The sequence below is a fragment of the Domibacillus sp. DTU_2020_1001157_1_SI_ALB_TIR_016 genome, assembly GCF_032341995.1.
Taxonomy (GTDB): Bacteria; Bacillota; Bacilli; order Bacillales; family Domibacillaceae; genus Domibacillus; species Domibacillus indicus_A.
This window is the reverse complement of the sequence record NZ_CP135438.1, coordinates 199,432-226,149: the sequence shown is the minus strand read 5'-3', so window position 1 is coordinate 226,149 and position 26,718 is coordinate 199,432. Positions and strand designations below refer to the sequence as shown.

The following is a 26,718-nucleotide window of genomic DNA, read 5'->3' as shown; positions in this document are numbered from 1 at the left end:
GCTTTTTTCTCTTGCATAACAATGTTAATCCCTATAGTTAACTCTAGGTCAAGTGGATAGCTTATATTTTTTTAAAAGATTCCCGCCCATACAGGTTTCATATCATCTATCAATATAGCCCTAAAGCTAGCTGCATTCTTTTTTTAGTAAGCCTATCCCCGTTAAACAGAGTCCATTTCTGCTTTCCCTATAAGTTGATTTTGACATTCCACAAATACCGTGATAAAATTCCCTCAAAACATAGAGTTAACTCAAAGTATAGATGGTGAAAAAGAGGAAATAAATGATGAAAACATATTCTATCAGCGAAGCTGCAAAAGAATTGAATCTTACAGTGTATACCTTGCGTTACTACGACAAGGAGGGGCTTATGCCTTTTGTAGAACGGACACCGAGCGGAACAAGAGTATTTAAAGAATCCGATATCGGCGCTTTAAAAATAATTGAATGTTTAAAAGCCACCGGGATGCCTATTAAGGAAATTAAGAGTTTCATTGATTGGTGTTCTGAAGGAGATTCTACCTTGCAGCAAAGATATGACATGTTTATGGAACGAAAAGCTAGTGTAGAAGCACAGATGGAAGAACTAAGAAAAACAATGGAAGTCATCGATCATAAATGTATGTATTACAAGACTGCATTGGATGCAGGAACGGAAGATATCCATAAAAACGATAAAATAGGGAGTTTCATTACTAATTAACAGAAAACCGCCTGGATTTCATAACGGTGCATATGAAATCCAGGTGGTTTTTGTGTGTATCATTTACTGCCGCTTACGTAATTAGGTTATTTGTTTCGTTGGACGAATCAAGATTTCACTTACTGTAACAGTTTCAGGGGTGCTAATGGCATAAGCTACTGCATCTGCATTGTCACTTGACTTTAAATCTAAATCAATGTCAGCGGGAGTATTCTCTGCCATCTCAACAAATGCCGGGGTCATTAGTCGCTTTATAAAGCTTAGTTAAAACAGCTCCTGATGAAATAATGGTTAAGCGAATGTTATTTTCTCTTTTTTCCTAGCGCATTACTTCCATGATGACATGAACAGCAAATTTTGTCCCACAATATTATGTAATTTTGATACTTGCATGGGATCATACAAAAAACAGAAGATGCAGTATATTACCGCATCTTCTGTTTTTTATTCGTTATGAGCCATATTTTCGTTGTGTTGAATAAGAAATTATAACCGTGTTGAGCCATTTTATGTTTTCAGGATCGTTGTGTGGCACAAGCTCTTTTTTATATCTAACACAGCAATGTATTTTTGCATGACTTTAAACGAAGAATGCCATGAAGTTCATGGATATCCTTTTTTCTTCATTAATGTAAGGGATGTTTATACAATCCTTTCTAACAAATCCCCCACTTTTTCTGCCATAACACGGGGTGGATAAGGCATTCCATTCTTTAACCACCATTCCACTATTCCTACGTAAGCATTCGCAACAAATTGAACAATTACGTCTTCACTTTGACCATAATTTTTCCCTTTTGTTATATCCACATCTTTCTTGAATTCTTCGATATTAAACTTAAGGAACTGATTACGAAAGTATGAGGCGCCTTCACTCTTCAACATCGTCGAAAAAAATAAAAAATTACTTTCAAGATATTCCATGCAGTGTACAGTCGATTCAATCCAATCCATTTCAGTTGCCGATTCACAAAAATCACTCATGTTGTTTATATGTTCCTCAATTATCTTATCCAGTAAATCGAATTTATCCAAGTAATGAAGATAGATCGTTCCTCGGTTAACATTTGCCCTGTCAGCAATATCCTGAATGGTAATATCATCGAAACCCTTTTCGGACATCAGTTCAATAAGGGCCTTTTTAATGGCTTCCTGGCTTTTGGTTATTCTTCTATCCACTTTAGTCATTGTTAAGTCACCAAGCTCCCTTGAAGATACTCAACAATTTTTATAAATTTGTTGAGTAATCAACGAATTACGTTCATTTAACCATTGAAAGCAACTTGCTTCTCTTTAAAATTATAAACATATGTTGATTAATCAATCAATGATGATTTTCTTTTCTGGACAAAGTCAATGTCTACTACTCTAGCTGCAAAAATAAATTGTCTTCCTAACCAAAAGAAAGGATGTTATCAATTATGTCTACGATTCAAGATAAAGTTGTTGTTATTATGGGCGCCTCAAGTGGGATTGGTGAAGCTGCTACCAAGAAGCTTGCACAAGAAGGAGCAAAATTAGTCATTGCAGCCCGTCGTGAGGATCGCTTGAAAGCACTTGTTGAATCATTGCCATATGCTGAAATTTCATATGAGGCAGCAGATGTAACGAATAAAGAGGAAGTACAAGCAGTTATCGATACAGCAATCGGAAAATATGGCCGTGTCAATGTACTCTATAACAACGCAGGAGGCTTGCGGAAACAGTGATAATGGGGGAAAAGCCAATGATGATACGGCAAATACAAATTCAAGCGGTGAACAATTAGTTAAAATCGATGAACCGAACAAGCAGAATGGCAAGGATTCTATAATTAATAATGGGGGGTTAGTTGTTATGGAAGATGCTAAAGTAAAATTAACGTTTAGCAACGAAGAAGTACTTGTAAATATGTATGATAATCCAACAAGCAGGGATTTTTTATCACAACTGCCGTTAACAATAACGTTAGAAGATTATGCCCAAACAGAAAAAATTAGTTACTTATCAAAAAAACTATCTACAGAAAAAGCCTCGTCAGGCAGTGAACCTTTAGCTGGAGATTTTACTTATTATGCTCCCCGGGGAAATTTGGCTATATTTTATAAAGATTTTGGGTATTCAAATGGACTTATTAAATTAGGAAAGATTGAATCTGGAGTAGAAAAGTTTGAAAGCATTAAGGACAATTTTACAGTTCAAATAGAAAAAATTGATTAAAAGAAGAAATGAGGAGGTATATTACTTTTGGCCAAACAAAACAATTTGCTTATATTTATATTAACCGTCGGTGTTTTCGGTATTTTAAATACTGAAATGGGGGTTATTGGGTTATTGCCTTCCATCGCTGATCACTTTAACGTCAGTGTATCTCAAGCAGGGCTACTGGTGAGTATTTTTGCCCTTGGTGTTGCAGTATCTGGCCCAATTTTGCCGTTATTGTTCTCGGGTATGAATCGTAAGAAAGTCATGTTACTGGTTCTTAGCATTTTTGTTCTGGGGAACATTGTGTCCTTATTTGCGTCTAACTTCACCATTCTATTAACTTCTCGTATCATTCCAGCCTTTTTTCATCCAGTTTATTGTTCCTTGGCATTTACCGTAGCTGCTTCCTCAGTAAGTAAAGAAGAAGCTCCAAAAGCTGTTTCTAAAGTATTTATAGGAGTATCTGCTGGTATGGTAGCCGGCGTACCGATCGCAAGTTTTATTGAAAGTGCCGTTTCGTATGATATGGCGATGGCATTCTTTGCTATTGTGAATGCTATTGTATTCATTGCTACATTGATTTTTGTACCATCGATGCCTGTTGAAGAAAGACTTTCTTATGGTACACAATTTTCCATATTAAAAAAACCTATTATATGGATTTCCATCGTGACTGTCATTTTATTAAACTCAGCCGTGTTTGGGGTTTATAGTTATCTTGCTGAATATCTGAAAACAGTAACGAATATGGCTCCGAATACCATAAGTTTAACGTTATTCATCTTCGGTGGAGCCAATATTATTGGAAACATTGTCGCAGGAAAGTTACTTACTCATAGTGCCACCAAATCTGTAGTATCTTTTCCTTTGTTAATGAGTGCTGTTTACATCATTTTATTTTTCGCAGGACAGTTTGCCATACCTATGGCAGTTATAACTTTAATTTGGGGAATATTAGCTGGAGGAATAATGGCAAATATTAATCAATATTTGATTGCGTCTTCAGCACCCGAAGCGCCTGATTTTGCCAATGGATTATTTATATCATCCTGTAACGTAGGAACAACATTAGGTGCATCTCTAGGCGGGTTATTTATATCTGGAATGGGTACACAATACGTCGTATTCGTGGGAATCCTATCATTGTTACTAAGTTTGGTAACTATTTTACTTAGAAACTATATGTTTATTCCTAAACAACAACTTTCTAGATAAGGAATAAATTCAACATTCTCTAAGAGCTTCATAATCATTATTAATTTATACAACGCGGTTCCCTATTACGGTGTATAAAGGGTGGCTGCGTATAGCTTTAATCTATATTTTTCCATCAGCATTTCTTACGTTTACCTCGGCAAGTTCTTGAATTGGTCAGTGGGATGGGCGGTCAACGGTTATATCAATCATTGTAGCTGTCATCTTCTTTTGGCTGGCACGCCGATTTTGGAAGTTCGCACTTGTGAATTATACCAGTGCAAGCAGTTAAAAAACTTAGCCGTTTGGATTTAACTAATATACAATTAAAAATTGAGATTCTGGGCATGTTTTGATTAAGTATCAAAACATGCCTTTTTAAATTGAAATAGACAACATGCAGGTAAGTTTATTTATTAAATCAGTAATCATAACTTAAAGTTTTTAAATAGGTTTTATCCTTATATATTGAGCAGGGTTAGTTTAAATCAAAGTCCCTTAACCCATTCGTATAACTACACTTTTATGCGTGTATTATTCTAGGCAGTGGGTTGGATACCTTGATTAAGATTGTCTCAATACCTTTAAATAATCAACAAATCCGATTGATTTGTTCACTAATGAACAGATAGGATTGGATTGCCTATTGTAAGCACGATGTTTCTGTTTAAAAATTATAGACAGATATTGATTAATCAATGGACTGTACTAATATGTTGACCGGAAGCGAGTATGTAGTTAGCAGTTCTTAAAGCTAACTTTAAACGATTGAATCTTCATACATAAAAGAGTTGGAGTGAAGAGGATGAATATTGCACAAGTTGCAAAGCAGTTTGATCTAACAGCAGCCACTCTCAGATATTACGAACGCATAGGCTTGATCCCGCCTGTAAAGCGTAAAGAAAATGGCATTCGTAACTATGGTGAAGAGGACATTAAATGGATTGAGTTTGCAAAATGTATGCGAAATGCCGGTTTAAGTATTGAGTCATTAATTGAATACACCTCTTTATTTACCGAAGGAGATAAGACTCTAAAAGCCCGCAAAAATATTCTGGTTGAAGAAAGACAGCGATTAGCAGCGAAATTGCTAGAGATTGAAGAAACAGTCAAAAGACTAGATAAAAAAATTAAATACTATGACGGATTATTGCTTAAAAAAGAGGAGGAAATGAAATGTTAACCTTTGACGGAAAATAATCATGCATAAGGATTGACAATTTCTAAAGAGCGATGAAACTGGATTCTCGACTTAATAAGGCAGATACCTTTGGGATAAATGGTCAAATCGACGATCCATTGTTGAAGCAGACTTTGAATTCTGTTGTCTAATTTCGTTGAGCAGGTCAATAAATCTTTGCAGAACCACAATACACCTCTATCACGAAATGGTTATACGGAATAAGATTAAGAGAATTTTAGTTCTCTATTAGTTCAAAAAAACTAATGTGAAAATTTTTAATCGAGTTCTCGCTATGCTGGTTGTACGTCATGCGGCATTTTAAAACAGTATTCTGCTCGTATTCTTTTACTAACTTTGAAACTGGAATTGAAAGGAGAAAACAATGAAAAAACTTACAGCGCTAACTTTGTCACTTTCTTTCTTCGCTTCAGGAGGTACCGATGCAGGACAGGCGATGGCAGCTGAAAAAAACTCTGATTCAATGACCATTACTCAAGGCAGCCTGGAGGATTCCTATAAGGGGCCGGCTGAATATTTTACTGGTAATGTACGCGTTGATCCTCTATTTACTGAAAATGAACCAGCCCCTTATTCTGGTGCATATGTGACATTCCAGCCGGGAGCAAGAACCGCCTGGCACACTCATCCGACAGGGCAGAGACTGATCATTACAGAAGGTGTTGGCTGGGTGCAAGAGTGGGGTGGCCCGATTAAGGAGGTCCGGGAAGGTGATGTGATCTGGTTTCCGCCTGGCGTCAAACACTGGCATGGAGCTTCATCTACGGAAGCCATGACACACGTTGCTCTTACAGGAGTGCTCGATGGTAAAAACGCTGAATGGCTGGAGAAGGTTAGCGACGAGCAATATGGTGCGCAAAGTAAAAAAGAGAAAATCAAAAAAGAGAAAAAGGAAATACAAGCTTTAAATGAAAGACAAGAAAGCATCGTGATGATTGCAGCATTTACCGCCGATGGTGATTTGCCGCAACTAGAAACCGCCTTGAACGAAGGATTGGATGCGGGCTTAACTGTCAATGAGATAAAAGAAGTCCTTGTGCAGATGTATGCCTATGCGGGATTCCCTCGCAGTTTAAACGGGATCAATACCCTTATGGCTGTTATAGAAGAGCGGGAAGCGGCAGGCATCAAGGATGAAATGGGTCCTGAAGCAAGCCAGCTTCCGGCCGATAAAAGCAGCATTGAACTTGGAACGGACATTCAAACGAGCCTGGTTGGAGCGCCAGTTACAGGAGCAATTTATACATTCACTCCAGCCATCGATGAGTTTTTGAAAGGGCACCTGTTCGGAGATATCTTCGGACGAGACAATCTGGATTTCCAGAGCAGAGAGCTGGCAACCATTGCGGCACTGGCCAATATGGAAGGTGTCAATTCTCAGCTGCAGGCGCATTTTAATATTGGGTTTAATACCGGACTGACGGAGGATCAAATGAAGAGCGTGGTGTCAGTCCTTGAAGACGAAGTAGGCAAAGAAGAAGCCGATAATGCCGAGGAAGTATTAAATCAGGTTTTAAGCAGCAGAGCAAAATAAGGTTCTATGCTAAAGTAATCCTCATTATCAGCTGCTTTCCAGCAAATAGAGTTTCTTGGTGAAACAAAAGTACAGTTTGCCAGTTGAACCAGGTGTATATAGGTAAACCTGCATTGCTTTTTAAATCAGAAAGCATGGGGTTACTGAAAAACGAAACACCATTTCTGTTTGGTCTTGGAATTTGGGCATTTCCAATTAAGCCAGACAGAAACGGTGTTTTTCGTTTAATTAAGCTTTGCACCAAAATGATCATCAAGCCCACGTTAAAGCTTTAGGCTCATTTTGGCTCTATGTACGCTGAGAGGGTGTTTAGAAGTTGGATTGCAGCAGTATTTGAAAGCATGAATTGAATTGTATAAAGAATTTATAGAAAAGAGGAAATAGAAATATAGTTTATTAGTTATCCCTTCTATCCGTCCTTTCTGTGATATGCGGGAAAGTACTGTTGGAAGGTATATAAAAAAGGTTAAATATGTAATAAAATAAGTCTTTTTAATCTTTTGATGGAATTTTTGATGGATTCTATTGACTTAAAGTTCACTTAAAGTTGTACCCTGACTTTAACTTGTCTAGAGAGGGGGAATAAAGCACGCTAGCAAAATATATTTCGGACAATTTGCGAACGTGAACAGAAGAGTAATAACATCAGGAAAAACATTGGAGGGACTTAAAATGAAAAAGAAATCTATTATTACGCGTGTACTCACAGTGATAGCATTGGGCTTGCTTTTATCCACGACCATCGTTGCATCCAAGTCTGGCGCTGGCGCTGCATACACGCCGGACTTGTCCAATGGAGCAGACAACTTTTACAAGAGCAACAAGGTAACCATGAAGAAGGTTGAGTTTAAAAATCAATACAACATGAATGTTGCAGGGAATCTTTTTATTCCCAAAGGTTTGAAGAAACACACTAAAAATCCCGCGATTATTGTCGGGCATCCTATGGGTGCAGTAAAAGAACAAAGTGCGAATTTGTATGCCCAGAAAATGGCCGAAAAGGGATTTGTCACTTTATCCCTGGATTTGTCTTTCTGGGGAGAGAGTGAGGGTCAGCCTCGCAATGCTGTTTCGCCGGATATCTATGCCGAGGATTTCAGTGCTGCGGTGGATTTCCTAGGCACCCGTTCGTTTGTTGACAGGGAGCAGATTGGTGTTCTCGGGATTTGTGGCAGCGGAAGCTTTGCTATCAGCGCAGCCAAGATCGACCCACGCATGAAAGCCATTGCGACAGTCAGTATGTACGACATGGGTGCCGCCAACCGTAACGGGCTTAAACACTCGCAGACTCTCGAGCAGAGAAAGAAGATTCTCGAAGAGGCAGCAGAGCAGCGCTATGTGGAGTTCACAGGCGGTGAAACCAAATACACCAGTGGGACAGTACATGAACTGAATGAAAACTCTACCGCCATTGAACGTGAGTTTTATGACTTCTACCGGACTCCAAGAGGTGAATTTACTCCCAAGAGCTCGTCACCTGAACTCACGACACACCCGACGCTGACCAGTAACGTCAAGTTCATGAATTTTTACCCGTTCGAAGACATAGAGACGATTTCTCCTCGTCCGATGCTTTTCATCACGGGTGAAAACGCTCATTCCAGAGAGTTCAGCGAAGACGCCTACAAGCTGGCAGGCGAACCGAAGGAACTCTACATTGTTCCGAGCGCAGGTCATGTGGATCTGTACGACCGGGTGAATTTAATCCCTTTTGACAAGCTCGAGTCCTTCTTCAAAGAAAATCTGAAGAAAAAATAAAGCTTGTGTTGAAGATCATAGAGAGTTTTGCGCGACAATGGTGCACTGAGTGAAGCTGCTGTGTGAATCCCGATAAGATAGGCGGGGTTCACACTTTTTTGTCCGAATAAATCAAGGTATGCAGGATAGAAATGTTAGCAAACAAACGCATTGTTGTTAGCCGATTTGGTGGTATAGAAGCACTGTAATTGAGTGAGGAGCCGATGCCAAAATCGAAAGGAAATGAATTCTTTATCCAAAATTTAGTGGCGGAAGTCTCGTTTGGAGACATTATGCTGTTGATTTAATAGTTAAAATTTGACACCATACAAGACACATACGTTAAACTTATATTCAGATGAAATAAATCGAAATTTCTGATCATTTATTAATCTATTTTTATCAGATGGATTGATTGTGTCATAAAGCCAGGAGGGACGGAACGGATGAACCAGCTGCATCCTGAGATTGATAAAATTCTTCAAAATATTGAACAAGTGATAGCGGGCAAACAGGAGGTGGCTAAACTAACACTGGTGGCGCTTCTCGCCGAAGGCCATGTGCTGCTTGAAGATGTGCCCGGTGTCGGGAAAACCACGATGGTCAGGGCACTGGCAAAGTCGATTAGTGCAGAGCTGCGAAGAATCCAGTTTACACCGGATTTACTTCCATCCGATATTATGGGTGTATCGATTTATAACCCGCGCGATATGGACTTTCAATTTTACCCGGGTCCGATTATGGGCAATATCATTCTCGCCGATGAAATTAACCGGACGTCGCCTAAAACCCAGTCTGCGCTCCTCGAAAGCATGGAGGAAAACAGCATTACAGTGGATGGTATAACCCACGTGCTTGAAAAGCCGTTTTTTGTCATGGCTACACAAAATCCGATCGAATATGAAGGCACTTATCCTCTGCCAGAAGCTCAGCTGGACCGCTTTTTATTAAAAATGAAAATGGGCTATCCTACTTTAAAGGAAGAAATGGATGTTTTAAAGAGAGCTCAAAATGTACCGCCTATTGAAGATCTTCAGCCGGTTGTCAGCCTTCCGGAACTCCGGCAGCTGCAGCTCGATATTAAAGGCGTTTATGTAGACGAATCTGTCAGAAGGTATATTGCCGAGCTTTCTGCGGCCACCCGTTCTCACAAAAGTGTTTTCCTAGGCGTCAGCCCCCGTGGTTCCATTGCCCTCATGAAAGCCTCACAAGCGCTGGCTTTTATGCATAACAGAGACTATGTGCTTCCTGATGATATACAGTATCTCGCTCCGTTTGTTTTTGCCCACCGGATTATTTTAAAACCAGAATCCCGTTTTGAAGGGATCAATGTCGAAAATGTAATTGAGCAATTGTTAGGCCTGGTTTCAGTGCCGGTTCAAAGGCACGTGGCCGAATGAACAGCGCCTTCTCGAAAAAAAAAGAATTCTGCCGATTCCTATTTTTAATAGGGCTGACTGTTCTTGCTTTTTCGTATGCGATGTTTCAAGGAGGATTTGTCAGCTGGTTCTTATTTTACAGCTTTCTTCCCATCGCTTTTTATGCGTTCATGTTGTTTTTTTATCCTTTGTCCCTTAAAGGTGAAAGAACATTTTTTAAACAAGAGTTTCTTTTCCAAGAGCAGGTCCGCGTTCAAATCACACTTTCAAGAAAAAACCGATTCCCGCTTTTTTATATCATCGCAGAAGAAATGATTAGCAGCTCCTCCTTACTCTCTGAACAGCAGATAAAGAAAGTCCTGGTTCCTGGCTTTAAAAAAAAGCTGGCGCTCAGCTATGAGATCAGCCAGATGCCAAGAGGAGAACACCACTTCACGGGAATTCGTGTGAAAACAGGCGATTTATTCGGTCTTATTGAAAAAGAAAAACAGATTGCAATCGAAAATAAAATAGTGGTGTATCCTTCTTTCGAAGAGCTTCAATACCGGCCGATTTCTGGTTCGGCTGGTCAAGGCTCTGCGATGACAGCAAGGGCATATCAAAACCAGGACACTTCCATGTCTGTCGGCATTCGCAGCTATCAGCCGGGTGACCGACTATCCTTGATCAATTGGAAAGCCACGGCGAAATGTAACAGCTTAATGACGAAGGAGTTCGAACAGTACCGGTCTCACGATGTCATGATTGTGATGGATTGCACGCCTTCAGCGCAGTTTGAAACAGTTGTTTCGTTTACGGCTTCTGCTATTAAGGGCATCATCCGGTCAGGTGCACAAGTCGGGCTGCTGACAGCAAGCGATAACGGCGGCAGTTTTGCGATTCGCGGCGGCGAGGGACAGGAGCAGCAGCTTTTTTATCACCTGGCGACCATTAAAGAGGCAGGGACTGTTTCTTTTGCAAAAGTCCTGGAAAATGAAACAGCGTTTATCCAGCAGAGCCGTACTCTTTTGCTTGTGACCGTGCAGCTGACTGAAAAAGTGATCGAACGAGCCCGCTATTATGCAAGTCAGGGCCAGTTCGTAATCGTCTTTTTGGCTGCCGGCAGCCAAAATGCTTCGGAACACAAGCTGGTTCAGCAAGAACGCGGGATTAAAGTTTGTATGGTACATAAAGGTCAATTTGCGAAGGCCTTTTCGGAGGTGAGCAGGGCATGAATCAACAGCGTACAAAGTGGACGATTAATTCTTTTCTTTTGCATGTTCTCAGCTTTCTGCTTCTATGGGAGTGGCTGCGTCCTGTTGAACAGTTAACCGATACAAGTCATATCGTCTTTTTTGTTGGCTTTATTGCTGGAGCACTGCTGCTGGCTTTTTTAGAAGTACCCCGCCTAGTCTCTGCTATTTCAAAGATGATTTATATTCTGTTTTGTATTCAATTTATTCATTATGGCAGCTTCAGCGTCATGGTAAATTTGTTTTTAGGCGATGTGATTCAGAATACAGAGCTGATATTAAAAGGCCAGTGGACAGGGCTGTCCGATTCAATCCGGACGCTGCTGTTCTTTTCTCTTTTGTGGATTACTGTGTATTTAATTCACTATTGGCTGATGATCCGAAACAATATCCTGTTCTTTTTTTTCGCTACGATTGTGTTTATTACAGTTTTAGATACGTTTTCTCCCTATTCAGCACAAACAGCGATCATCCGGTCCGTTTTGATTGGTTTTGTCCTGATGGGAATATTGGCTTTCCGGCGGCTGACGGACTCTGAAACGCAAAGTATGATGAAGCTGAAATGGATGGCTTCGGTGGCCGTCTTCGTTGTCGGGAGTACAGTCATTGCCTTTGCTGCTCCCAAAGCGGACCCTGTCTGGCCCAATCCTGTTCCCTTCGTGAAGTCACTGGGCGGTTCAGGCAATACGTCGACAGACGAAACAGGAGGAGGCGGATTTCGTTCCGATGATTCTGAGCTTGGCGGTCCGTTTTTGCCTAGTAGTGAAGTGGTCTTTACAGCCGAAGTAGAAGAAGAACATTACTGGAAGGTCGATACTAGAGATGAATACACCGGAAAAGGATGGATTTCTTCCACTCCAGACGAGCAGCCGCTCACTTTCAGGCGAAGGGTACCGCCTTCCTTTTTCTCTTTTACAGAGGAAGTCCCTTCAGAGGAAAGGACAAGCATTGTCTATAACGAAGAAGATCATGGCTATATCCCATATCCGCACGGCCTGGAGAGAATTGAAGCATCCTCCTCCTACCGATACGAGCTAAATGAGGGGACCGGTAAAATCATAGCAATCAACGGGGATGAACAAGAAGCGCCTGCATCATATTCCATTCAGTATAAACACGCTTCTTTCCGGGCAGAAGAACTTCAAAACAGTTCGTTGGAGGAAGCTGGCTCTTCTTTTCAAGCCATTGCCGGCAGGTACACACAGCTTCCCGAAAATATACCGCCACAGATAAGAGAACTGGCGCTGGATATTACAGAGGAGCATGAAACGTGGTTTGAGAAAGCAAAAGCGATTGAAGCCTATTTCAGCTCCAGCGGCTTTACGTATGAGCAGGTGGATGTGCCTGTTCCGTCAGAAGGTGAAGATTACGTCGCCCAGTTTTTATTTGATACGAGACGCGGCTACTGTGACAATTTTTCAACCTCGATGGCTGTTATGCTAAGAACAATTGACATCCCTGCCCGCTGGGTAAAGGGTTACACAGAAGGAACCTACCTGGAAACGACGGAATCCGGAAATCAGCTGTATCAGGTGACAGGTGAAAATGCGCATTCGTGGGTCGAGGTGTTCTTTCCGGGTATTGGCTGGGTTCCTTTTGAACCGACACAGGGGTTTACGAATGCAGCGGTTCCAGAATTAGAGGAAACATCTCAAACACCAGTAAATGAAGAAATACCGGCTGAAACACCAACCGAAACGCCAGAACAGTCTACAGTGGAAGATCCGACACAGGCAGAAGAGGGTCTTGATGAAGATTCTAGAGAAGCGTCGGAGGCGACTACAGAATCATTTCTGAAAACGAATTGGAAAACCATTGCTTTTCTGGCTGGAGCAGCGCTTATTCTTGCTGCGCTATGCTACCGGTACCGGAGAAAATGGATGCCTTTCTATTACATTTTCATGTTTAAACAAAAGAAAGAGGATCACCATTTCCCGGAAGCATACCTTGTTCTTCTTGCCCAGCTGGACCGCTCTGGACTGAAGAGAAAAAAAGGCCAAACGCTGAGCGGCTATGCAAAGGAAATCGACACTCAGTTTTCCAGCAGCACAATGAGCGGTCTCACCGCCCATTATGAGCAATATTTATACAGAGACCGTCTTCCGAATGGCACATGGAACCATGCGAGAAATGAATGGGAAAGCCTTATGAAGAAAACCAGTTCTTAAATGGGTTATGAAGCTTTTTTTTAAAAAGCTGTCAGGTTCTACAGGCTATTCACACTTCCTTAGATGGTCGTTTTCGTAATTATCTGCCTGGATAGGGTAGAGGTCGCTAGTTCAGCCCCGTTAGGAATCAGAAATCCAACGATTCCTCTGTATCTTTTTAAAAAGTCTGCTGTTATTGGAACTTTGCTCGTTTGAACAAAGGCGCACAGGACAGGCAGCGCTTTTAGACGTAAAGGAAGAATTAAACTTCTTGAAAAAGCTACTAAAATACGATAAAATTATTCCCATAAAATAGTTTGTACAAAGGGCTTGAGCAGGTGTTTGTCACGGTTGAGGCGTGATAGACGGTTACGATGGATGGTTAGCCCCATCCTGTAACACGCTGGGGCTCTTTTTGTTTTTTCGGTCATTTAATTACGGCAATTATACAGTTTATTTCGACGGTTAATAATAAAAATGTTCAGGGAGTTCGTGTTATGGATAAAGAAATCGTGAAAGCCTATACGACAACTGAAGTGGCTGCGATATTAGGTATCTCCCAGAGTACTGTGCGAAATTATAGTATCGCACTTGAGAAACATGGATACGTAATCGCGAAACCAAAGAGATCTCGTGTGTTTGTTGAGCAGGATGTTGCAACTTTAACGCAAATGAAAGAATTGAGAGCCTCATCTAAATTACCCATTAACGATATAGCGGGTATGCTGGGCGCTGCACCTATTGTGCTTCCAAGCGAAACGGCTGAAATTGAAGTACAAAACAACGCCGCGTCGAATGAAATATTGACTGCTATAATGGAAGAATTTACTGCTATCAAAAAAGAGAATGCAGAATTAAAAAAAGAACTTAAGCGTAATATGGATCATATTAATGTGGTCATATACGAAGTTCGAAGAACAAGCAGTCTGCTGTTTAAAGCTTTATCTGACCAGCCAGAACAAAAAAGAAGAGGTCTTTTTGGGAAAATAAAGTGATATTGCTGAATTCCTTTAAGTCCGTATGAACTTATCATTTAAAGCTTGTACTAATAATACCGTTCTGCTTCAAATTGTTATAATTACATGGATTACGTTACATTGACAGAATAGAGGCCGCCGATTTGAACTTTAAAACTCTCATGGAGAGGGAATTTAATGGAAAAGATCATCTCTTTAGAGATGGTCTTTTTTGTGAGGCATTTTTTGTTGAAAGAGGATAGTGTTGATAAAAGCATTTTGCAGCCTTAGTGGTCTGATTTAATGGATTTATTTTAAGCGTTAAATAAGTCTTTTCGCTGAATCAACTTGATAACGGACTAGGAAAAGAACAAAATAACACATGACTATAAAAACTTTATTAAAATCCACTTCAAGTATTGAAGAAACAAGCGAGAGGGATTATGATTAATTAAAGCGCTTTCATTTTGTGCGCCAGTGAATAAAAAATGACCTATTTGACTACATAAGCAGTTTATCGTGCACTAAATTAAAAACTTAAATCTAGAACGATCAAGGGGGCTAAACATGTTGCAAGTAAATATAGATTACGTCAAAGCAGCGGCTCATCATGCAAATGAATTGAAAAAAGTTTTAGATATCCATGGATCATATGAAAGAAGGCACAGAGAAATAAAATCTGTTTCCCATTATATTTATTTGTTAAAAAACAGACTGGACCAGGAAGAAGACAATGCCGCGGTCCTGTCAGATTGGGAAAATGCTGAAAAAAGAGCGCGCCGATCCCAAAGGTTAATTAACTGGGATGCATCTGAAGTGGCGATAAAAAATGAAGTTGGATGGCTAACTCTTATGATTGAACGAATGGAGCTTGCTCTTAGTGGAACTAAGCCGGTATTAACGAACGATAAAAAGCAACAGTTCGAGCTAGAAACGATCCCTAAAAAACAAACTGTTTAAAAGTAACTGATCGTTCTTTATTTAAATTGGACAAAGAATATGGATTCCGGCCGTCTTGCAGCATTAAGTTAATGGAAAAAGGACAGGAACTGAAAGGAAGCATATGAAAAGGCGTGAAGGGGAATCTTTACGCTTTTTTTAATTTCCCGTACTAGTACAGCTGAACCATTTTTTTGAATTCAGGCGTAAATACTTCGCGGATTAACTAATAGACAATTGAGATAAACTAAACCATAAGTAACCGAGAAAACTTGACGGCGGCGTTTACTGGTAATAACAAAGCAAATCCTTAACTCTTAGAAGAATGTAGATTAAGGATTTGTTTTTTGTGTTTTTAAGATATTGTGGATGGACTTCTCACTTCTTATCAGCTTTTAAATAACTTAAAGCCAGGATAATAATAGTAAATAAATATTTTAATCTACAAACAATAGTGTTATACTATTTTATATTTATCGTTTAATAAAGTTATACTAATTAGTGTAATGATTGAATAGTGGTATTCTATTTTTGCTTGTAATGGATCTGGAAAAAAAGAATGACTAGGCTGTGCTCTGGCTTGCTGTGGCGTCTAAGCAGGAGCGCCTGCATCATTTCTACAAATCTTAGGGGATAAGGAAGGATATAATGAGCAGCAGACAGAAAAAAACAGACGTTATCTTAATTGGTGCTGGAATCATGAGTGCAACTTTGGGAACAATTCTGAAAGAACTAGTACCGGACTGGAATATCAAAGTATTTGAGAAGCTTTCAAAAGCAGGGGAGGAAAGCTCTAACGAATGGAACAATGCAGGAACGGGGCATGCGGCACTGTGTGAGCTGAATTACACGGTCGAAAAACCGGACGGCTCTGTAGACATCAGCAAAGCCATCAACATTAATGAACAATTTCAAGTGTCCATGCAGTTTTGGTCTTACCTTGTAAAGAGCGGGCTGCTGCATAATCCAGAGGACTTTATTATGCCATTGCCTCATATGAGCTTAGTGCAGGGGGAAGAAAATGTAACGTTTCTAAAAAAGCGTTTTAAAGCGCTGTCAAATAATCCGCTGTTCCAGGGAATGGAGTTTTCCGAGGATCCCAAAAAACTGATGGAATGGATTCCGCTTATTATGCAGAATCGCGCAGCGGATGAACCGGTAGCGGCAACCAAAATTGACTCTGGAACAGATGTCAACTTTGGCGCTTTAACACGCATGCTGTTTGATCACTTGAAAAGTAAAAACGTCGATTTACACTACAATCACAGTGTGAATGATATTAAACGTAAGAGCGACGGCTCCTGGGAATTGAAAGTAAGGAATCTCGACAGCGGTACGGTTGAATCTCATACGGCGAAATTCGTCTTTATCGGAGGCGGGGGAGGAAGCATACATTTACTGCAGAAATCCGGTATTCCGGAAGGGAAACATATTGGGGGGTTCCCGGTAAGCGGAATCTTTATGGTGTGCAATAATCCGGACGTTGTAGCGCAGCATCATGCAAAGGTATACGGCAAAGCGAAGGTGGGCGCTCCTCCAATGTCTGTGCCGCATCTTGACACACGGTTTATCGACAATCAAAAGTCGCTGTTGTTCGGGCCGTTTGCCGGCTTTTCACCGAAGTTTTTAAAAACCGGTTCAATGCTTGATTTGGTCACTTCCGTAAAACCGGATAATCTCTTAACCATGCTGTCGGCAGGGGCTAAAAATATGTCATTAACAAACTACCTAGTCCAACAAGTGATGCTGTCAAAAGAAAAACGGATGGAAGAGCTGCGCGAGTTTATCCCAAATGCCAAAAGCGAGGATTGGGATTTAGTTGTAGCGGGACAGCGGGTGCAGGTGATCAAAGATACGGAGGCTGGCGGGAAAGGAACACTGCAATTTGGTACGGAAGTAGTGAGTGCGTCTGATGGATCGATCGCAGCGCTGCTTGGTGCTTCTCCGGGTGCTTCTACAGCTGTTCATGTCATGCTTGAAGTAATCACAAAATGCTTCCCTGAACAGATAAAAGAATGGGAGCCGAAAATTAAAGAAATGATTCCTTCTTATGGCTTGTCACTAATGGAGAATCCAGATCTGCTGTACGATGTTCATACTTCAACAGCGCAGGTGCTTGGTTTAAGTGAAAAACAGCCATCCTTTAGTTAATTCTATATATCTCCACTGTGCAGGAGGAAACAACTATAGTATAGGCAGTCCACCCAGGAATCCAAATAAAACCGATATTGAAAGATACATTAGCCCGGCTTTACCCGGATGCGCAGTATAAAGAGTGAAAGACAAATATATAAAGAATTAATAGGATTTTGAAAAGTGTATAGTTAAAGCAGCAAAAACCGCCTTAGGGCGGTTTTTTGTTGTTGGGCATACGGCTCTTCATCATCGTCAAGTTTTAGATTAGGTTCATAGACAGGTTCAAACTTATGTTCAAATGTAGATTAGGATACAGGTGTAGATCAGGATACGGGTGTAGATTGGTCTACAGATTAGAATATAAGTTTAGACATAGGTTTTGATATAGGATGTATACAAAAGAAGGTATTGTCTAAACGAATCAAGGCAACATGAAAAGGCATGAGCCCGGTCCAATACCGGGAGACTCCATACCTAAAAAGGTCTACTTCTTGCGGGTACTACAAAAGGGGCTAGCTCTTGAGTGGGGGACGGTACCTAACATTTAATTCTTTCATTTTTACCTCTGCTGGATAACTTCCTTTTGTGCTCACAGCAAAACACCTCCAGTTGTTTCATGAAGGTGTTTTGATTTGTCTCACTCTATGGGGTCAGTCCCTAGGGCATCATATGAGGCTTTTGTATTCACGTATGTATATGAATATAAAGGCTTTTTTAAGCGGATTTTCTCTATATCTGTTTTTAAAAATAGGGTGGCACGCAGAAGAACAGAAATCTTAACAAATAGGATTCTCTGCATATAAAATACAATTTAATCGATTTTTCTTAATACTTTATGTGAAAAATTCAAAATTGTTTTACATACATATCAATAAGATAACAGGCACAAAAGTCAAAAAAGGCTCAGTCTTAATCTGCATGTCTATGATTAAAAAAGAGGATGACGAGTTCAAGTTTATATTTTTTACTGAATACTTTTCTATGAATACGACAATAATGAAAATTAATATAAGCGAAAAATTGAAAGGGTGATTGGATGAAAAACATGGGCAGAGATTATGGTAATGAATTTCTTAATAACTTGAGAGTGATGGACGCCAGACCTGATTACGAGCCGATAAGGCTTGTTGAACACGTGTATCAAGCACAGGGACCAGATAATTTCCTAAAGTCTTGTGATTACTGCAACAAAGAAAAGAATGTTGTGTTTTATAAGCCGGATGTGATGGATATTAACGGAAAATGTATTATCAGTCTCAAAAGTAGAAAAGCGTGGACCTGCTTAGAATGCTATAGTAAAGATTTAGCGGCACTGAAGAAGCAATATGGTTGAGTTAAAGACGCGATGAAGAGGATATACCATAGCGACTGGATGTAAATAATTTTAACTGTTTATAAAATGATAGCTGCTTACAGACTTTCTGAGCAGCAAAGCTCATTCCTTTAGGGGTGGGCTGGAAACGAGATCGAGCTTTTGACGTGTCTTCAGAGACATCAAAGGTTCGACTTTTTCTGTTTAAAATGCTTTTATGCAGATTTCAAATGAAACATTTAAAACACGAAACGCGTTTTTATCGTGTTTTTCGGTTAAACATTTGTGTAAAAAATATAACAATTCCATTACAAGCAATGAAAAATGATTTTTCTTTTTAATATCGATATGACTATAGCACCAGGCCACACTTAAGGTTGAAGCCTTGTTTAAAAATGGAAAGAATTTTTGTGGAATTCTAGTTAAAATTGGAGGTTTAAAACCTATTGCGATAAAACTTCTTTTCTTGCATTATTAGTGGCAGAGGCCGAGCAACATGGTCACGACAAACAACTAAGAATTGCAGGAGGGAATTAACTTGAAAAAGAAACTACGTATGATCGCTACAGCTGGTGCTCTTTCATTAGGATTACTTTCAGCAGGACAAGCACATGCAGCTACACCGACTGTTCAAACCATTCAATACCAGGTAATTGTTAAATATATTGATGGCAAACAAACTGTTTCGTTTGTTAAACTACCGGCACAAACAACACCAGGAACAACAACGGTAAAGGCGCCAACAACAACTACTCAAGAGCCAGCAAAAGCACCAACAACGACTACTCAAGAGCCAGCGAAAGCTCCGACAACAACAACTGCTCCAGCTCCGGCACCAGCTCAAACACCAGCAGCAACTACTGGTTCTGTTAACGAGTTTGAGAAGAAAGTATTTGAACTTGTAAATCAAGAGCGTGCAAAAGCTGGCTTGAAAGCTCTTCAACTAGATACAAAACTAAGCGAAGTTGCTCGTGCAAAATCAGCAGACATGAAAAACAAAGGATATTTTTCTCACCAATCACCTACGTATGGTTCACCATTTGATATGATGAAGCAATTCGGTATTACGTATAAAACGGCTGGTGAAAACATTGCAAAAGGTCAAAAAACACCTGAAGAAGTAATGAAGGCGTGGATGAACAGCGATGGACACCGTAAAAATATTTTAAGTGCTAACTTCACTCATATTGGTGTAGGTTATGTAGATGGGCATTGGACACAAATGTTTATCGGAAAGTAAATGAATACAGAAGAAACCGCTAGATTTAATCTGGCGGTTTTTTTACATTAACTATTGTTTTTTTTTTTGAACTACCACCCATTTACCAGACGGTTGAAGTGGGAGTGTTCTCGCCGAAAATGATAAAATATTTTTTGATCATTAATAAGTTGTTAAAGCAGAAAAATGTTGTTTATATATCTTTTTCTTCTCTGCGAGAGGGAGTTTTTTCTCCTAAAGCAAATAAGACTATGGTTCCAATAAGTGATGTAATGAAAATGATTGTCCCCATTGGTACAGCCGATCCTTCTTTTATTCCAGCAAGCGGGGACATAATAGAACCGATCAAAAGAGGCAGCATTCCGAGCAAAGCACTTGCGCTTCCCGCACGATGCCCCTGCTTGGCAATAGCGACTGTGAAAGAACTGGTAAGTACGATTCCCATGCCTGTCATATATACATAAATCGGAATAACGATAAGGGCAAGCGGTCCTTCTGTGATAGTCATAATGAATAAAAATAAAGCTGCTAAAGTGGAGAGAATGACGCCGCTTTGTAATAACCGTTTCTCCTCTATAATTCCTGCTAAACGTCCAACCATAAAGCTTCCCGAAATAATAGCAATCCCGTTAATACCAAACAGTACACTAAACATTTGCGGTGATACACCATAAATATCCTGATACACAAATGGCGTGCCGGATACATAAGCAAAACTCCCCCCATGTACAAAACCTAGTGTAAGGGCATAGCCGATAAATGAACGATCTCTAAATAAGTCACCCATTGTACGGATGGAATGGCCGAGAGAGCTTGGCATTCTATTTTCAATAGAAAGGGTTTCCTGCAGTCGGAAGTAAAGCAGGATCACAATAAATAACCCTGTGAGTGCCAAAAAAAGAAATATCGTTTTCCAAGTTGCAAAAGAAAACCACAAAATCCCGCCGCCCGCGATTGGTGCCGCTAAGGGTGCAACCGCATTGATGACCATTAGAAGCGAAAAAAACTTTGTTAATTCCTTTCCACTGAAAATGTCGCGAACGATTGCCCGTGATATGACAATTCCAGCGGAAGCGGTAAGGCCTTGCAGTAAGCGGCCGGCAATTAAAATTTCAATGGATGGAGCGAGGGCACACAGTAACGTGGCTATTACAAATAGTGTAACTGAAATAAGGAGAGGCTTTCTGCGGCCTTGAGCATCACTGATGGGTCCAATGATTATTTGACCGACAGCAAGTCCGACTAAGCACGCCGTAAGGCTTATTTGAACAAGAGAGGCGTGTGCCTCTAAGTCTCCTGCAATATCAGGGAATGCGGGTAAGTACATATCAATGTTCAGCGGGCCCAGAGCACCTAGCATACTAAGCATAATCGCCAATTCCATCCGTTTTTTAAATGAGTTCTTTTGCATGTTCACAAACCTTTCTATCATTGATTCAGCGTTTTATTTTCCTTTGCAAGTATACTGAATCATGAAAAAAAGAAGCAATTAGCTTGATTTAAAGAACGGTTATAGACATGATGAACTGTTTCCGAAGGTCCCTGGCTGATAATTAGGGTGATTCCAACGAAGTAAAGCTTCCACTCCAATCATTTTCCCGGTTTTTAAGTTTACTTTAGGCTGATAATAAACCTGCAGCTCCTTATTCCAACTGGCTAACCACAAATCATTCTGCAATCGCAGCTTACGATTAATGACTTTTTCACTTGTGGCGGTGTAAAAATTATAGTTTGTCTAGAAGCAACTAAATCAAAAATCAAAAATATCCCAGTAAAGTGAAAAAAGGTGATATTAAAACACATTTTATAAGATAATGCTGTTTTTATAGCAATTTTTTTGTGTAGAAGTTATATTTTCTTGGTATGATTCAATTATCCATTATTTAATTTTTTGAAAATCAGCGAAAATTTGGTGCGGGTATGAACATTTATACATTTGATTTAGTTATTAATTTTTTACTTGTTTTATTTCCTTTATTTTTATGGCAAATGTTTTATCTTTTACACTACATTTATAAGTTTGGGTGGGTAGAAAGGTGGATGTTCGCTGTTTTCCCTGTACTCTCTCTTATAATGTGTATGACCTTTCCTATTGTTTTTATCGAACCACTTCTTCTGGATCTTCGCAGGATTCCGCTAATTCTAGGCGCTTTATATGGCGGATATAAAGTCGCCCTCTTATTATTATCTGTGGTTATAACACATCGTTATTTAATTGGCGGGGAGGCTTTTTACAATTCATTTTTTATTTTAATATTGACCGCTGTTTGTGCAGGGTTGATGTCTAAATACTATCTAAAGATGCCGTTAAAGATGAAAATACTGACAAGCAGTGTGTTAATCGTTCTCTCGTTATTTTTTTCAACACTATTTTCTACCCAGGTCTTTGATGTGGCCATGGTAATGAATATTCGTTTGGAACATCTGCTTATCAATGTCATTGGCATGGTGATTTCAACACTTCTTACTGAAGTGATTTTGATTAATTTTGCGTTGCTGCGCAAATCAATGAAAGCAGAGAAAATGGAAGTTGCAAGCCATCTTGCTGCAAGCATTTCACATGAAGTAGGAAACCCACTTACCGCGACTAAAGGATTTATACAGCTGTTGTCAGATGAAAAAATTCCTTTTGAGACACGAAAAGATTACCTGGAAATTGCAGCGCAAGAGCTGGATCAGGCAATAGACATTATTGATGATTACTTGATCTTTGCAAAACCAGCGCCTAAAGAAAAAGAGAAAATTTTTATTTTTGAAGAGATTCAGTATGTGGTCAAGAACCTTACTCCTTTAGCAAGAATAAATAATATTAAAATAAACATTTCTCTCCTGGAAAATAGGGATTGTTTTGTTTTGGGAGAACAAAACAAATTCGGACAATGTTTGGCAAATATATTGAAAAACGCAATTGAATCAATGCCAGAGGGAGGGGAAATACAAATTGCTTTAGATTATGAACAAGCCTCCACAATAACGTTGACTATAAAAGATGAAGGAATAGGTATGACGCCTCAACAAATAGATCGTATAGGCGAGCCTTATTTTACGACAAAGGAAAACGGAACTGGGCTTGGAATGATGGTTTCATTCAGTGTCATCCAAGGAATGGGTGGGAAAATTAAAGTGGAAAGCGGAGAGGGGAAAGGTACATATTTCTCTATAACTCTGCCTAAATACACACAGCAGAACAAGTAAGAATTAAAAAAATATGCTTCTCTAATTAGTAAGCGCTTTATTTTGTGTGGATTTTTTGGACAAACAGTGATTAAAAAAGCAGGCAAACAAAAGCCGGAGCAAGGGGGAAACTTGCTCCGGCTTTATATTTAAATTAAGGGAAAATCGATCTATCCGGGGAGAAGATCAATTATTTTAATTGGAATCGGAATTTAATGATTTTTTAAAAGTTATTTTACTAGCCAGCTGTCCATATATTCTTTATCTTCGATTGCATGGGCGTCCTTTACAATATACAGCGGACGGAATGTATCAACCATGACAGCCAGTTCCTGTGTTTCTTTCTTGCCAATGCTTCCTTCAATCTTGCCCGGGTGAGGGCCGTGCGGCAGGCCGCTTGGATGCAGCGTAATGGAGCCTTGTTCTACTCCGCGGCGGCTCATAAAGTCGCCGTCTACGTAATACAATACCTCATCGCTTTCAACATTGCTGTGTACATAAGGAGCCGGGATGGCTTCCGGATGATAATCATACATGCGCGGTACGAATGAACATACAACATAATTGTGCGCTTCGAATGTCTGGTGTACGGGAGGCGGCTGATGAACACGCCCTGTGATTGGTTCAAAATCATGAATGCTGAACGCATAAGGGAAGAGATAGCCATCCCATCCTACCGCATCAAGTGGATGAAAATCGTACGTATAGGATGTAATCATACCTTGTGCGCGCACCCGTATTTCAAATTCTCCTTTTTCATCTTTTGGTTCCAGTTTTTCTGGTGTCCGGAAGTCGCGTTCGCAAAAAGGAGAGTGCTCCAACAGCTGACCAAATTCATTGCGGTAGCGTTTTGGCGGTACAATTGATGAGTTAGACTCCAGAATAAAGAAGCGGGCTTCTTCTGATTCTAAAACGACACGATAGGTTGTGCCAATTGGAATGACGAGGTAATCGCCAGGTCCAAAACTCAGTTCGCCAAAGATGCTTTCAATTTTGCCTGTTCCTTCATGAACAAACAGCAGCTCGTCACCTTCCCCGTTCCGGTAAAAATAATCCATCTGGCGGCTAGGCCGTGCCAAGCCGAGTGCTACGTCATCATTTGCCATGAAAATTTTCCGCGCTTCAAGAAAATCGCCGCCTGCTTCCGTATTCCAAGTACGGAAATGCCGGTGTTTTAGGGCATCCTTTTCTTCAAATTCATATTTCACATCGCGAATCTTTACTGCTTTTTTTACCTGTGTCGGCTGGTTAATATGATAAATAAGAGACTGGATGCTTGAAAAACCTTTTGTGCCCATTAACTGTTCATAGTAAAGGCTGCCATCTTCCTGGCGAAATTGGGTGTGTCGCTTATGAGGAATGCGGCCCATTTTAACATAGTGTGTCATTGGTCAAACTCCCTTCGTTCGCTGTCTTTATCTTCTTTATCATTGCACCTTATACTTTTACATTCTCGGCATTTAAAATTTCTGCTTCTGAAAGAGCCGGCAAAACCTTGCCAGTGACGCTGCCAAAACCAATCCGGTAGCCATCTCCCTGGCACCAGCCCGTGATCGTCAATTGATCACCATCTTCAATCCAGCTTCTTTGACCGCCGCCATTAAGCTGAACTGGTTCAGCACCACGCCAGGAAAGTTCGAGCAGGCTGCCGCGTTCGGCACGTTCTGGACCGCTGATGGTACCAGAAGCGTGCATGTCACCAGGACGAATATTGCACCCTGTAATCGTGTGGTGAGCTACCTGCTGAGCGATCGACCAGTACATGTAGCTGAAGTTGGTGTTTGTAATTTTTGTGGCTTCCTCTGTATTTTCTGGCTGTAAATGAACTTCAAGATTAATATTAAAGGCCCCATCTTTTGCTTGCTGTAAGTATGGGAACGGCTTTGGTTCTTGTTCGGGCCCTGATGCACGAAAAGGTTCCAGTGCTTCTAGCGGCACCACCCAAGGCGAGATAGAGGTGGCAAAGTTTTTAGCGAGAAAGGGACCAAGAGGCTGATATTCCCACGCTTGAATATCCCGGGCGCTCCAGTCATTCACAAGAACAAGCCCGAAAACATGATTTTCCGCCTGGTTAACAGGAATTGGTTCTCCTAGACGGTTGCCGGAACCGATAAACCAGCCCATTTCCAGCTCGAAATCAAGCTGTACAGACGGTCCAAAAACAGGATTTTCTTCATTTGGCGGCTTGCGCTGTCCTAGAGGACGGCGTACCGCAGTTCCGCTGGGAACGATAGAACTGGCGCGGCCGTGGTAGCCAATTGGCAGGTGTGTCCAGTTTGGCATCAGTGCATGATCTTTTCCTCTAAACATGGTACCTACATTGGTTGCATGTTCTCTTGAAGCGTAAAAGTCGGTATAGTCCCCAATGTTTGCTGGAAGAAGCATTTCTACATCTCTCATTAAGTAAAACGCTTGTGAGCGAATTTCTTCATTATCACGTAAGTCAGGTGTGTCAGCGTCTAAAAGATATTGAAGTTTTTTTCGCACTGCGCTCCAGACAGGGCGGCCGAGGGCCATAAATTGATTGAGTGAAGAGGATGAAAAAATATCTTTTCCTTCTGCACCTGTCCCATTTAAAAATCCAGCTTCATCCATTACAGATAAATCAAGAACATAATCACCGATTGCTGTACCCGCACGCGGTTCTTTTCCTATGGGCTGAAAAATGCCGTATGGCAAGTTCTGAATGGGAAAATGTGAATCTGGTATGGTTTCTATAAAGGAATAGTTCATTGTGCTGCCTCCCCTTGAAAAATAGTCAGCTCTCCTAGTTCTTCCCGAGGCTCATCAAAGCTGCAGCTTCCGTATGAAGCCGCAAATAAAGTGCGGGCTTTGTCGATTTCAGCTGAGCTGACTGTAAAGTTGCGCCAGGAAAGAGCCTCTTTTGTAAATGAAAAGTTTGTAGGATCTTCATCCAGTAAAATAGCTTGGATGGTTTCTATATGAATTGAACGGCAATAAGCCATAATGGAAGCTGTAAAGACATTTACAAATCCATGCATTTTTGTTTCGACTTCATTTCGATATTGACGGATTGGATGATGAAGGCCTGCTGTAAATTTAATAGCCAGCCCTCTTTTTTGGGTTTCATGAATAATGAAAGCAGCACGCTCGGCAGATGGAAATAAGTCAGCTCTAATGCCGCCCATGCGCATTTTAACACCGATGCTTTTTGAAGAAATTTGATTAAGCGAAGAGATAGCATCTAATGTTGTGAGAATCTCTTGATTCGTTCCGGTCATTTCACAATAAACTGGATAATTTCCTGTATACTGTTCCAGTTTTTCTAGAAACGAAAAATCAACTTTTTCAGGAAGCGGAACTTCAACTGCTTCTATGGAACCGGCCGTGTCATATGTTTCTAAAAAGAGATTCATGGCCTCGATCTCTTTTTCAATTGTTTCTGATTTTGATAAGATAACGGACAACCGCAGTGGATACTGGTCATTAAATTGTGCTGCAAAAGGCTGAAGTTCATTTAATCGTGAAGCAGGAATAACAAAAGGGCCCAGCATCCAGCTGTCAGAACCATGGATATAAGAATGATAGTTTGAAATGGCTTCTGCAAGCGGAAGTGCTGCCGGCGGAAACAGTCCTGCATAGTCAATAAGCTCTGTCATAAAATGACTAACAGCGGCTTCTTCCCATTTTACATTTATTTTTGTTAACAA

General features: G+C 40.4%; 23 protein-coding genes. 17 read left to right on the top strand and 6 right to left on the bottom strand.

Going from position 1 to position 26,718, the window contains the following annotated elements:
* The first annotated feature begins 286 nt into the window (after positions 1 to 286).
* Complete coding sequence (locus RRU94_RS00995; RefSeq protein ID WP_315691914.1) at positions 287 to 703, top strand: MerR family transcriptional regulator; 417 nt, start codon at positions 287 to 289, stop codon at positions 701 to 703.
* Positions 704 to 1,345: 642 nt separating this feature from the next.
* On the opposite strand, the gene RRU94_RS00990 is transcribed toward RRU94_RS00995, so the two are convergent.
* Positions 1,346 to 1,891 (bottom strand): TetR/AcrR family transcriptional regulator, encoded by a 546-nt coding sequence (locus tag RRU94_RS00990; RefSeq protein ID WP_315691426.1) that lies wholly within the window; start codon positions 1,889 to 1,891, stop codon positions 1,346 to 1,348.
* 233 nt (positions 1,892 to 2,124) lie between these two features.
* On the opposite strand from RRU94_RS00990, the gene RRU94_RS00985 reads away from it, so the two are divergent.
* The 15 genes from RRU94_RS00985 (at position 2,125) to RRU94_RS00920 (ending at position 19,894) form a co-directional block, all read left to right on the top strand.
* Positions 2,125 to 2,412, top strand: a complete 288-nt coding sequence (locus RRU94_RS00985; protein ID WP_315691425.1) for an SDR family oxidoreductase — start codon at positions 2,125 to 2,127, stop codon at positions 2,410 to 2,412.
* Positions 2,372 to 2,902 (top strand): cyclophilin-like fold protein, encoded by a 531-nt coding sequence (locus RRU94_RS00980; RefSeq protein ID WP_315691424.1) that lies wholly within the window; start codon positions 2,372 to 2,374, stop codon positions 2,900 to 2,902. Before RRU94_RS00985 ends, RRU94_RS00980 begins: the two co-directional genes overlap by 41 nt.
* Positions 2,903 to 2,929: 27 nt before the next feature.
* Positions 2,930 to 4,102, top strand: coding sequence for an MFS transporter (locus RRU94_RS00975; RefSeq protein WP_315691423.1), 1,173 nt, complete (start codon positions 2,930 to 2,932; stop codon positions 4,100 to 4,102).
* Between the two features lie 151 nt (positions 4,103 to 4,253).
* The gene (locus RRU94_RS25620; RefSeq protein WP_410492962.1) at positions 4,254 to 4,373 is read left to right on the top strand and encodes an ABC-2 family transporter protein; all 120 of its coding nucleotides are present in this window, start codon (positions 4,254 to 4,256) and stop codon (positions 4,371 to 4,373) included.
* A gap of 513 nt (positions 4,374 to 4,886) precedes the next feature.
* Entirely contained in the window at positions 4,887 to 5,264 is a 378-nt protein-coding gene (locus RRU94_RS00970; protein WP_315691422.1) for a MerR family transcriptional regulator, read from the top strand.
* Between the two features lie 382 nt (positions 5,265 to 5,646).
* Positions 5,647 to 6,816 (top strand): (R)-mandelonitrile lyase, encoded by a 1,170-nt coding sequence (locus RRU94_RS00965; RefSeq protein WP_315691421.1) that lies wholly within the window; start codon positions 5,647 to 5,649, stop codon positions 6,814 to 6,816.
* Positions 6,817 to 7,488: 672 nt separating this feature from the next.
* Positions 7,489 to 8,574 carry an alpha/beta hydrolase gene (locus RRU94_RS00960; RefSeq protein ID WP_315691420.1) on the top strand — a complete coding sequence of 362 codons (1,086 nt, stop codon included), beginning with the start codon at positions 7,489 to 7,491 and terminating at the stop codon, positions 8,572 to 8,574.
* Positions 8,575 to 8,999: 425 nt separating this feature from the next.
* The gene (locus RRU94_RS00955; RefSeq protein WP_315691419.1) at positions 9,000 to 9,953 is read left to right on the top strand and encodes an AAA family ATPase; all 954 of its coding nucleotides are present in this window, start codon (positions 9,000 to 9,002) and stop codon (positions 9,951 to 9,953) included.
* Entirely contained in the window at positions 9,950 to 11,146 is a 1,197-nt protein-coding gene (locus RRU94_RS00950; protein WP_315691418.1) for a DUF58 domain-containing protein, read from the top strand. The genes RRU94_RS00955 and RRU94_RS00950 overlap by 4 nt, the downstream gene beginning before the upstream one ends.
* Positions 11,143 to 13,332 (top strand): transglutaminase TgpA family protein, encoded by a 2,190-nt coding sequence (locus tag RRU94_RS00945; RefSeq protein WP_315691417.1) that lies wholly within the window; start codon positions 11,143 to 11,145, stop codon positions 13,330 to 13,332. Before RRU94_RS00950 ends, RRU94_RS00945 begins: the two co-directional genes overlap by 4 nt.
* A 476-nt stretch (positions 13,333 to 13,808) precedes the next feature.
* Entirely contained in the window at positions 13,809 to 14,306 is a 498-nt protein-coding gene (locus tag RRU94_RS00940; RefSeq protein ID WP_251274739.1) for a MerR family transcriptional regulator, read from the top strand.
* Positions 14,307 to 14,834: 528 nt separating this feature from the next.
* The gene (locus RRU94_RS00935; RefSeq protein WP_315691416.1) at positions 14,835 to 15,227 is read left to right on the top strand and encodes a hypothetical protein; all 393 of its coding nucleotides are present in this window, start codon (positions 14,835 to 14,837) and stop codon (positions 15,225 to 15,227) included.
* A 627-nt stretch (positions 15,228 to 15,854) separates the two neighbouring features.
* Positions 15,855 to 17,357 carry a malate:quinone oxidoreductase gene (locus RRU94_RS00930; RefSeq protein ID WP_315691415.1) on the top strand — a complete coding sequence of 501 codons (1,503 nt, stop codon included), beginning with the start codon at positions 15,855 to 15,857 and terminating at the stop codon, positions 17,355 to 17,357.
* Positions 17,358 to 18,378: 1,021 nt separating this feature from the next.
* The gene (locus tag RRU94_RS00925; protein ID WP_315691414.1) at positions 18,379 to 18,675 is read left to right on the top strand and encodes a hypothetical protein; all 297 of its coding nucleotides are present in this window, start codon (positions 18,379 to 18,381) and stop codon (positions 18,673 to 18,675) included.
* A 517-nt stretch (positions 18,676 to 19,192) separates the two neighbouring features.
* On the top strand, positions 19,193 to 19,894 hold the full coding sequence (locus RRU94_RS00920; protein ID WP_315691413.1) for a CAP domain-containing protein: 702 nt from the start codon (positions 19,193 to 19,195) through the stop codon (positions 19,892 to 19,894).
* Positions 19,895 to 20,066: 172 nt separating this feature from the next.
* Here the strand turns inward: RRU94_RS00920 and RRU94_RS00915 are convergent, their stop codons facing one another.
* Together RRU94_RS00915 and RRU94_RS25615 are read right to left on the bottom strand one after the other, a co-directional pair.
* Positions 20,067 to 21,284 carry a Bcr/CflA family efflux MFS transporter gene (locus RRU94_RS00915; RefSeq protein WP_315691913.1) on the bottom strand — a complete coding sequence of 406 codons (1,218 nt, stop codon included), beginning with the start codon at positions 21,282 to 21,284 and terminating at the stop codon, positions 20,067 to 20,069.
* Positions 21,285 to 21,383: 99 nt separating this feature from the next.
* Positions 21,384 to 21,539, bottom strand: coding sequence for an EAL domain-containing protein (locus tag RRU94_RS25615; protein ID WP_410492945.1), 156 nt, complete (start codon positions 21,537 to 21,539; stop codon positions 21,384 to 21,386).
* Positions 21,540 to 21,793: 254 nt separating this feature from the next.
* Between RRU94_RS25615 and RRU94_RS00910 the strand changes: the two genes are divergently transcribed.
* Positions 21,794 to 23,068 carry an ATP-binding protein gene (locus RRU94_RS00910; protein ID WP_315691412.1) on the top strand — a complete coding sequence of 425 codons (1,275 nt, stop codon included), beginning with the start codon at positions 21,794 to 21,796 and terminating at the stop codon, positions 23,066 to 23,068.
* Between the two features lie 209 nt (positions 23,069 to 23,277).
* Here the strand turns inward: RRU94_RS00910 and RRU94_RS00905 are convergent, their stop codons facing one another.
* Genes RRU94_RS00905 through RRU94_RS00895 form a run of 3 tightly spaced genes read right to left on the bottom strand, consistent with a single transcriptional unit; the run spans position 23,278 to position 26,718 of the window.
* Positions 23,278 to 24,435 (bottom strand): homogentisate 1,2-dioxygenase, encoded by a 1,158-nt coding sequence (locus tag RRU94_RS00905; RefSeq protein ID WP_315691411.1) that lies wholly within the window; start codon positions 24,433 to 24,435, stop codon positions 23,278 to 23,280.
* A 49-nt stretch (positions 24,436 to 24,484) separates the two neighbouring features.
* Positions 24,485 to 25,780, bottom strand: a complete 1,296-nt coding sequence (fahA, locus tag RRU94_RS00900; protein WP_315691410.1) for a fumarylacetoacetase — start codon at positions 25,778 to 25,780, stop codon at positions 24,485 to 24,487.
* Complete coding sequence (locus RRU94_RS00895) at positions 25,777 to 26,718, bottom strand: hypothetical protein (RefSeq protein WP_315691409.1); 942 nt, start codon at positions 26,716 to 26,718, stop codon at positions 25,777 to 25,779. Before RRU94_RS00895 ends, fahA begins: the two co-directional genes overlap by 4 nt.

Coding starts and splice junctions, on each gene's coding strand:
- RRU94_RS00995 (WP_315691914.1), top strand. CDS start 287: ATGAAAACATATTCTATCAGCGAAGCTGCAAAAGAATTGAATCTTACA.
- RRU94_RS00990 (WP_315691426.1), bottom strand. CDS start 1,891: ATGACTAAAGTGGATAGAAGAATAACCAAAAGCCAGGAAGCCATTAAA.
- RRU94_RS00985 (WP_315691425.1), top strand. CDS start 2,125: ATGTCTACGATTCAAGATAAAGTTGTTGTTATTATGGGCGCCTCAAGT.
- RRU94_RS00980 (WP_315691424.1), top strand. CDS start 2,372: ATGTACTCTATAACAACGCAGGAGGCTTGCGGAAACAGTGATAATGGG.
- RRU94_RS00970 (WP_315691422.1), top strand. CDS start 4,887: ATGAATATTGCACAAGTTGCAAAGCAGTTTGATCTAACAGCAGCCACT.
- RRU94_RS00965 (WP_315691421.1), top strand. CDS start 5,647: ATGAAAAAACTTACAGCGCTAACTTTGTCACTTTCTTTCTTCGCTTCA.
- RRU94_RS00960 (WP_315691420.1), top strand. CDS start 7,489: ATGAAAAAGAAATCTATTATTACGCGTGTACTCACAGTGATAGCATTG.
- RRU94_RS00955 (WP_315691419.1), top strand. CDS start 9,000: ATGAACCAGCTGCATCCTGAGATTGATAAAATTCTTCAAAATATTGAA.
- RRU94_RS00950 (WP_315691418.1), top strand. CDS start 9,950: ATGAACAGCGCCTTCTCGAAAAAAAAAGAATTCTGCCGATTCCTATTT.
- RRU94_RS00945 (WP_315691417.1), top strand. CDS start 11,143: ATGAATCAACAGCGTACAAAGTGGACGATTAATTCTTTTCTTTTGCAT.
- RRU94_RS00940 (WP_251274739.1), top strand. CDS start 13,809: ATGGATAAAGAAATCGTGAAAGCCTATACGACAACTGAAGTGGCTGCG.
- RRU94_RS00935 (WP_315691416.1), top strand. CDS start 14,835: ATGTTGCAAGTAAATATAGATTACGTCAAAGCAGCGGCTCATCATGCA.
- RRU94_RS00930 (WP_315691415.1), top strand. CDS start 15,855: ATGAGCAGCAGACAGAAAAAAACAGACGTTATCTTAATTGGTGCTGGA.
- RRU94_RS00925 (WP_315691414.1), top strand. CDS start 18,379: ATGAAAAACATGGGCAGAGATTATGGTAATGAATTTCTTAATAACTTG.
- RRU94_RS00915 (WP_315691913.1), bottom strand. CDS start 21,284: ATGCAAAAGAACTCATTTAAAAAACGGATGGAATTGGCGATTATGCTT.
- RRU94_RS00910 (WP_315691412.1), top strand. CDS start 21,794: ATGAACATTTATACATTTGATTTAGTTATTAATTTTTTACTTGTTTTA.
- RRU94_RS00905 (WP_315691411.1), bottom strand. CDS start 24,435: ATGACACACTATGTTAAAATGGGCCGCATTCCTCATAAGCGACACACC.
- fahA (WP_315691410.1), bottom strand. CDS start 25,780: ATGAACTATTCCTTTATAGAAACCATACCAGATTCACATTTTCCCATT.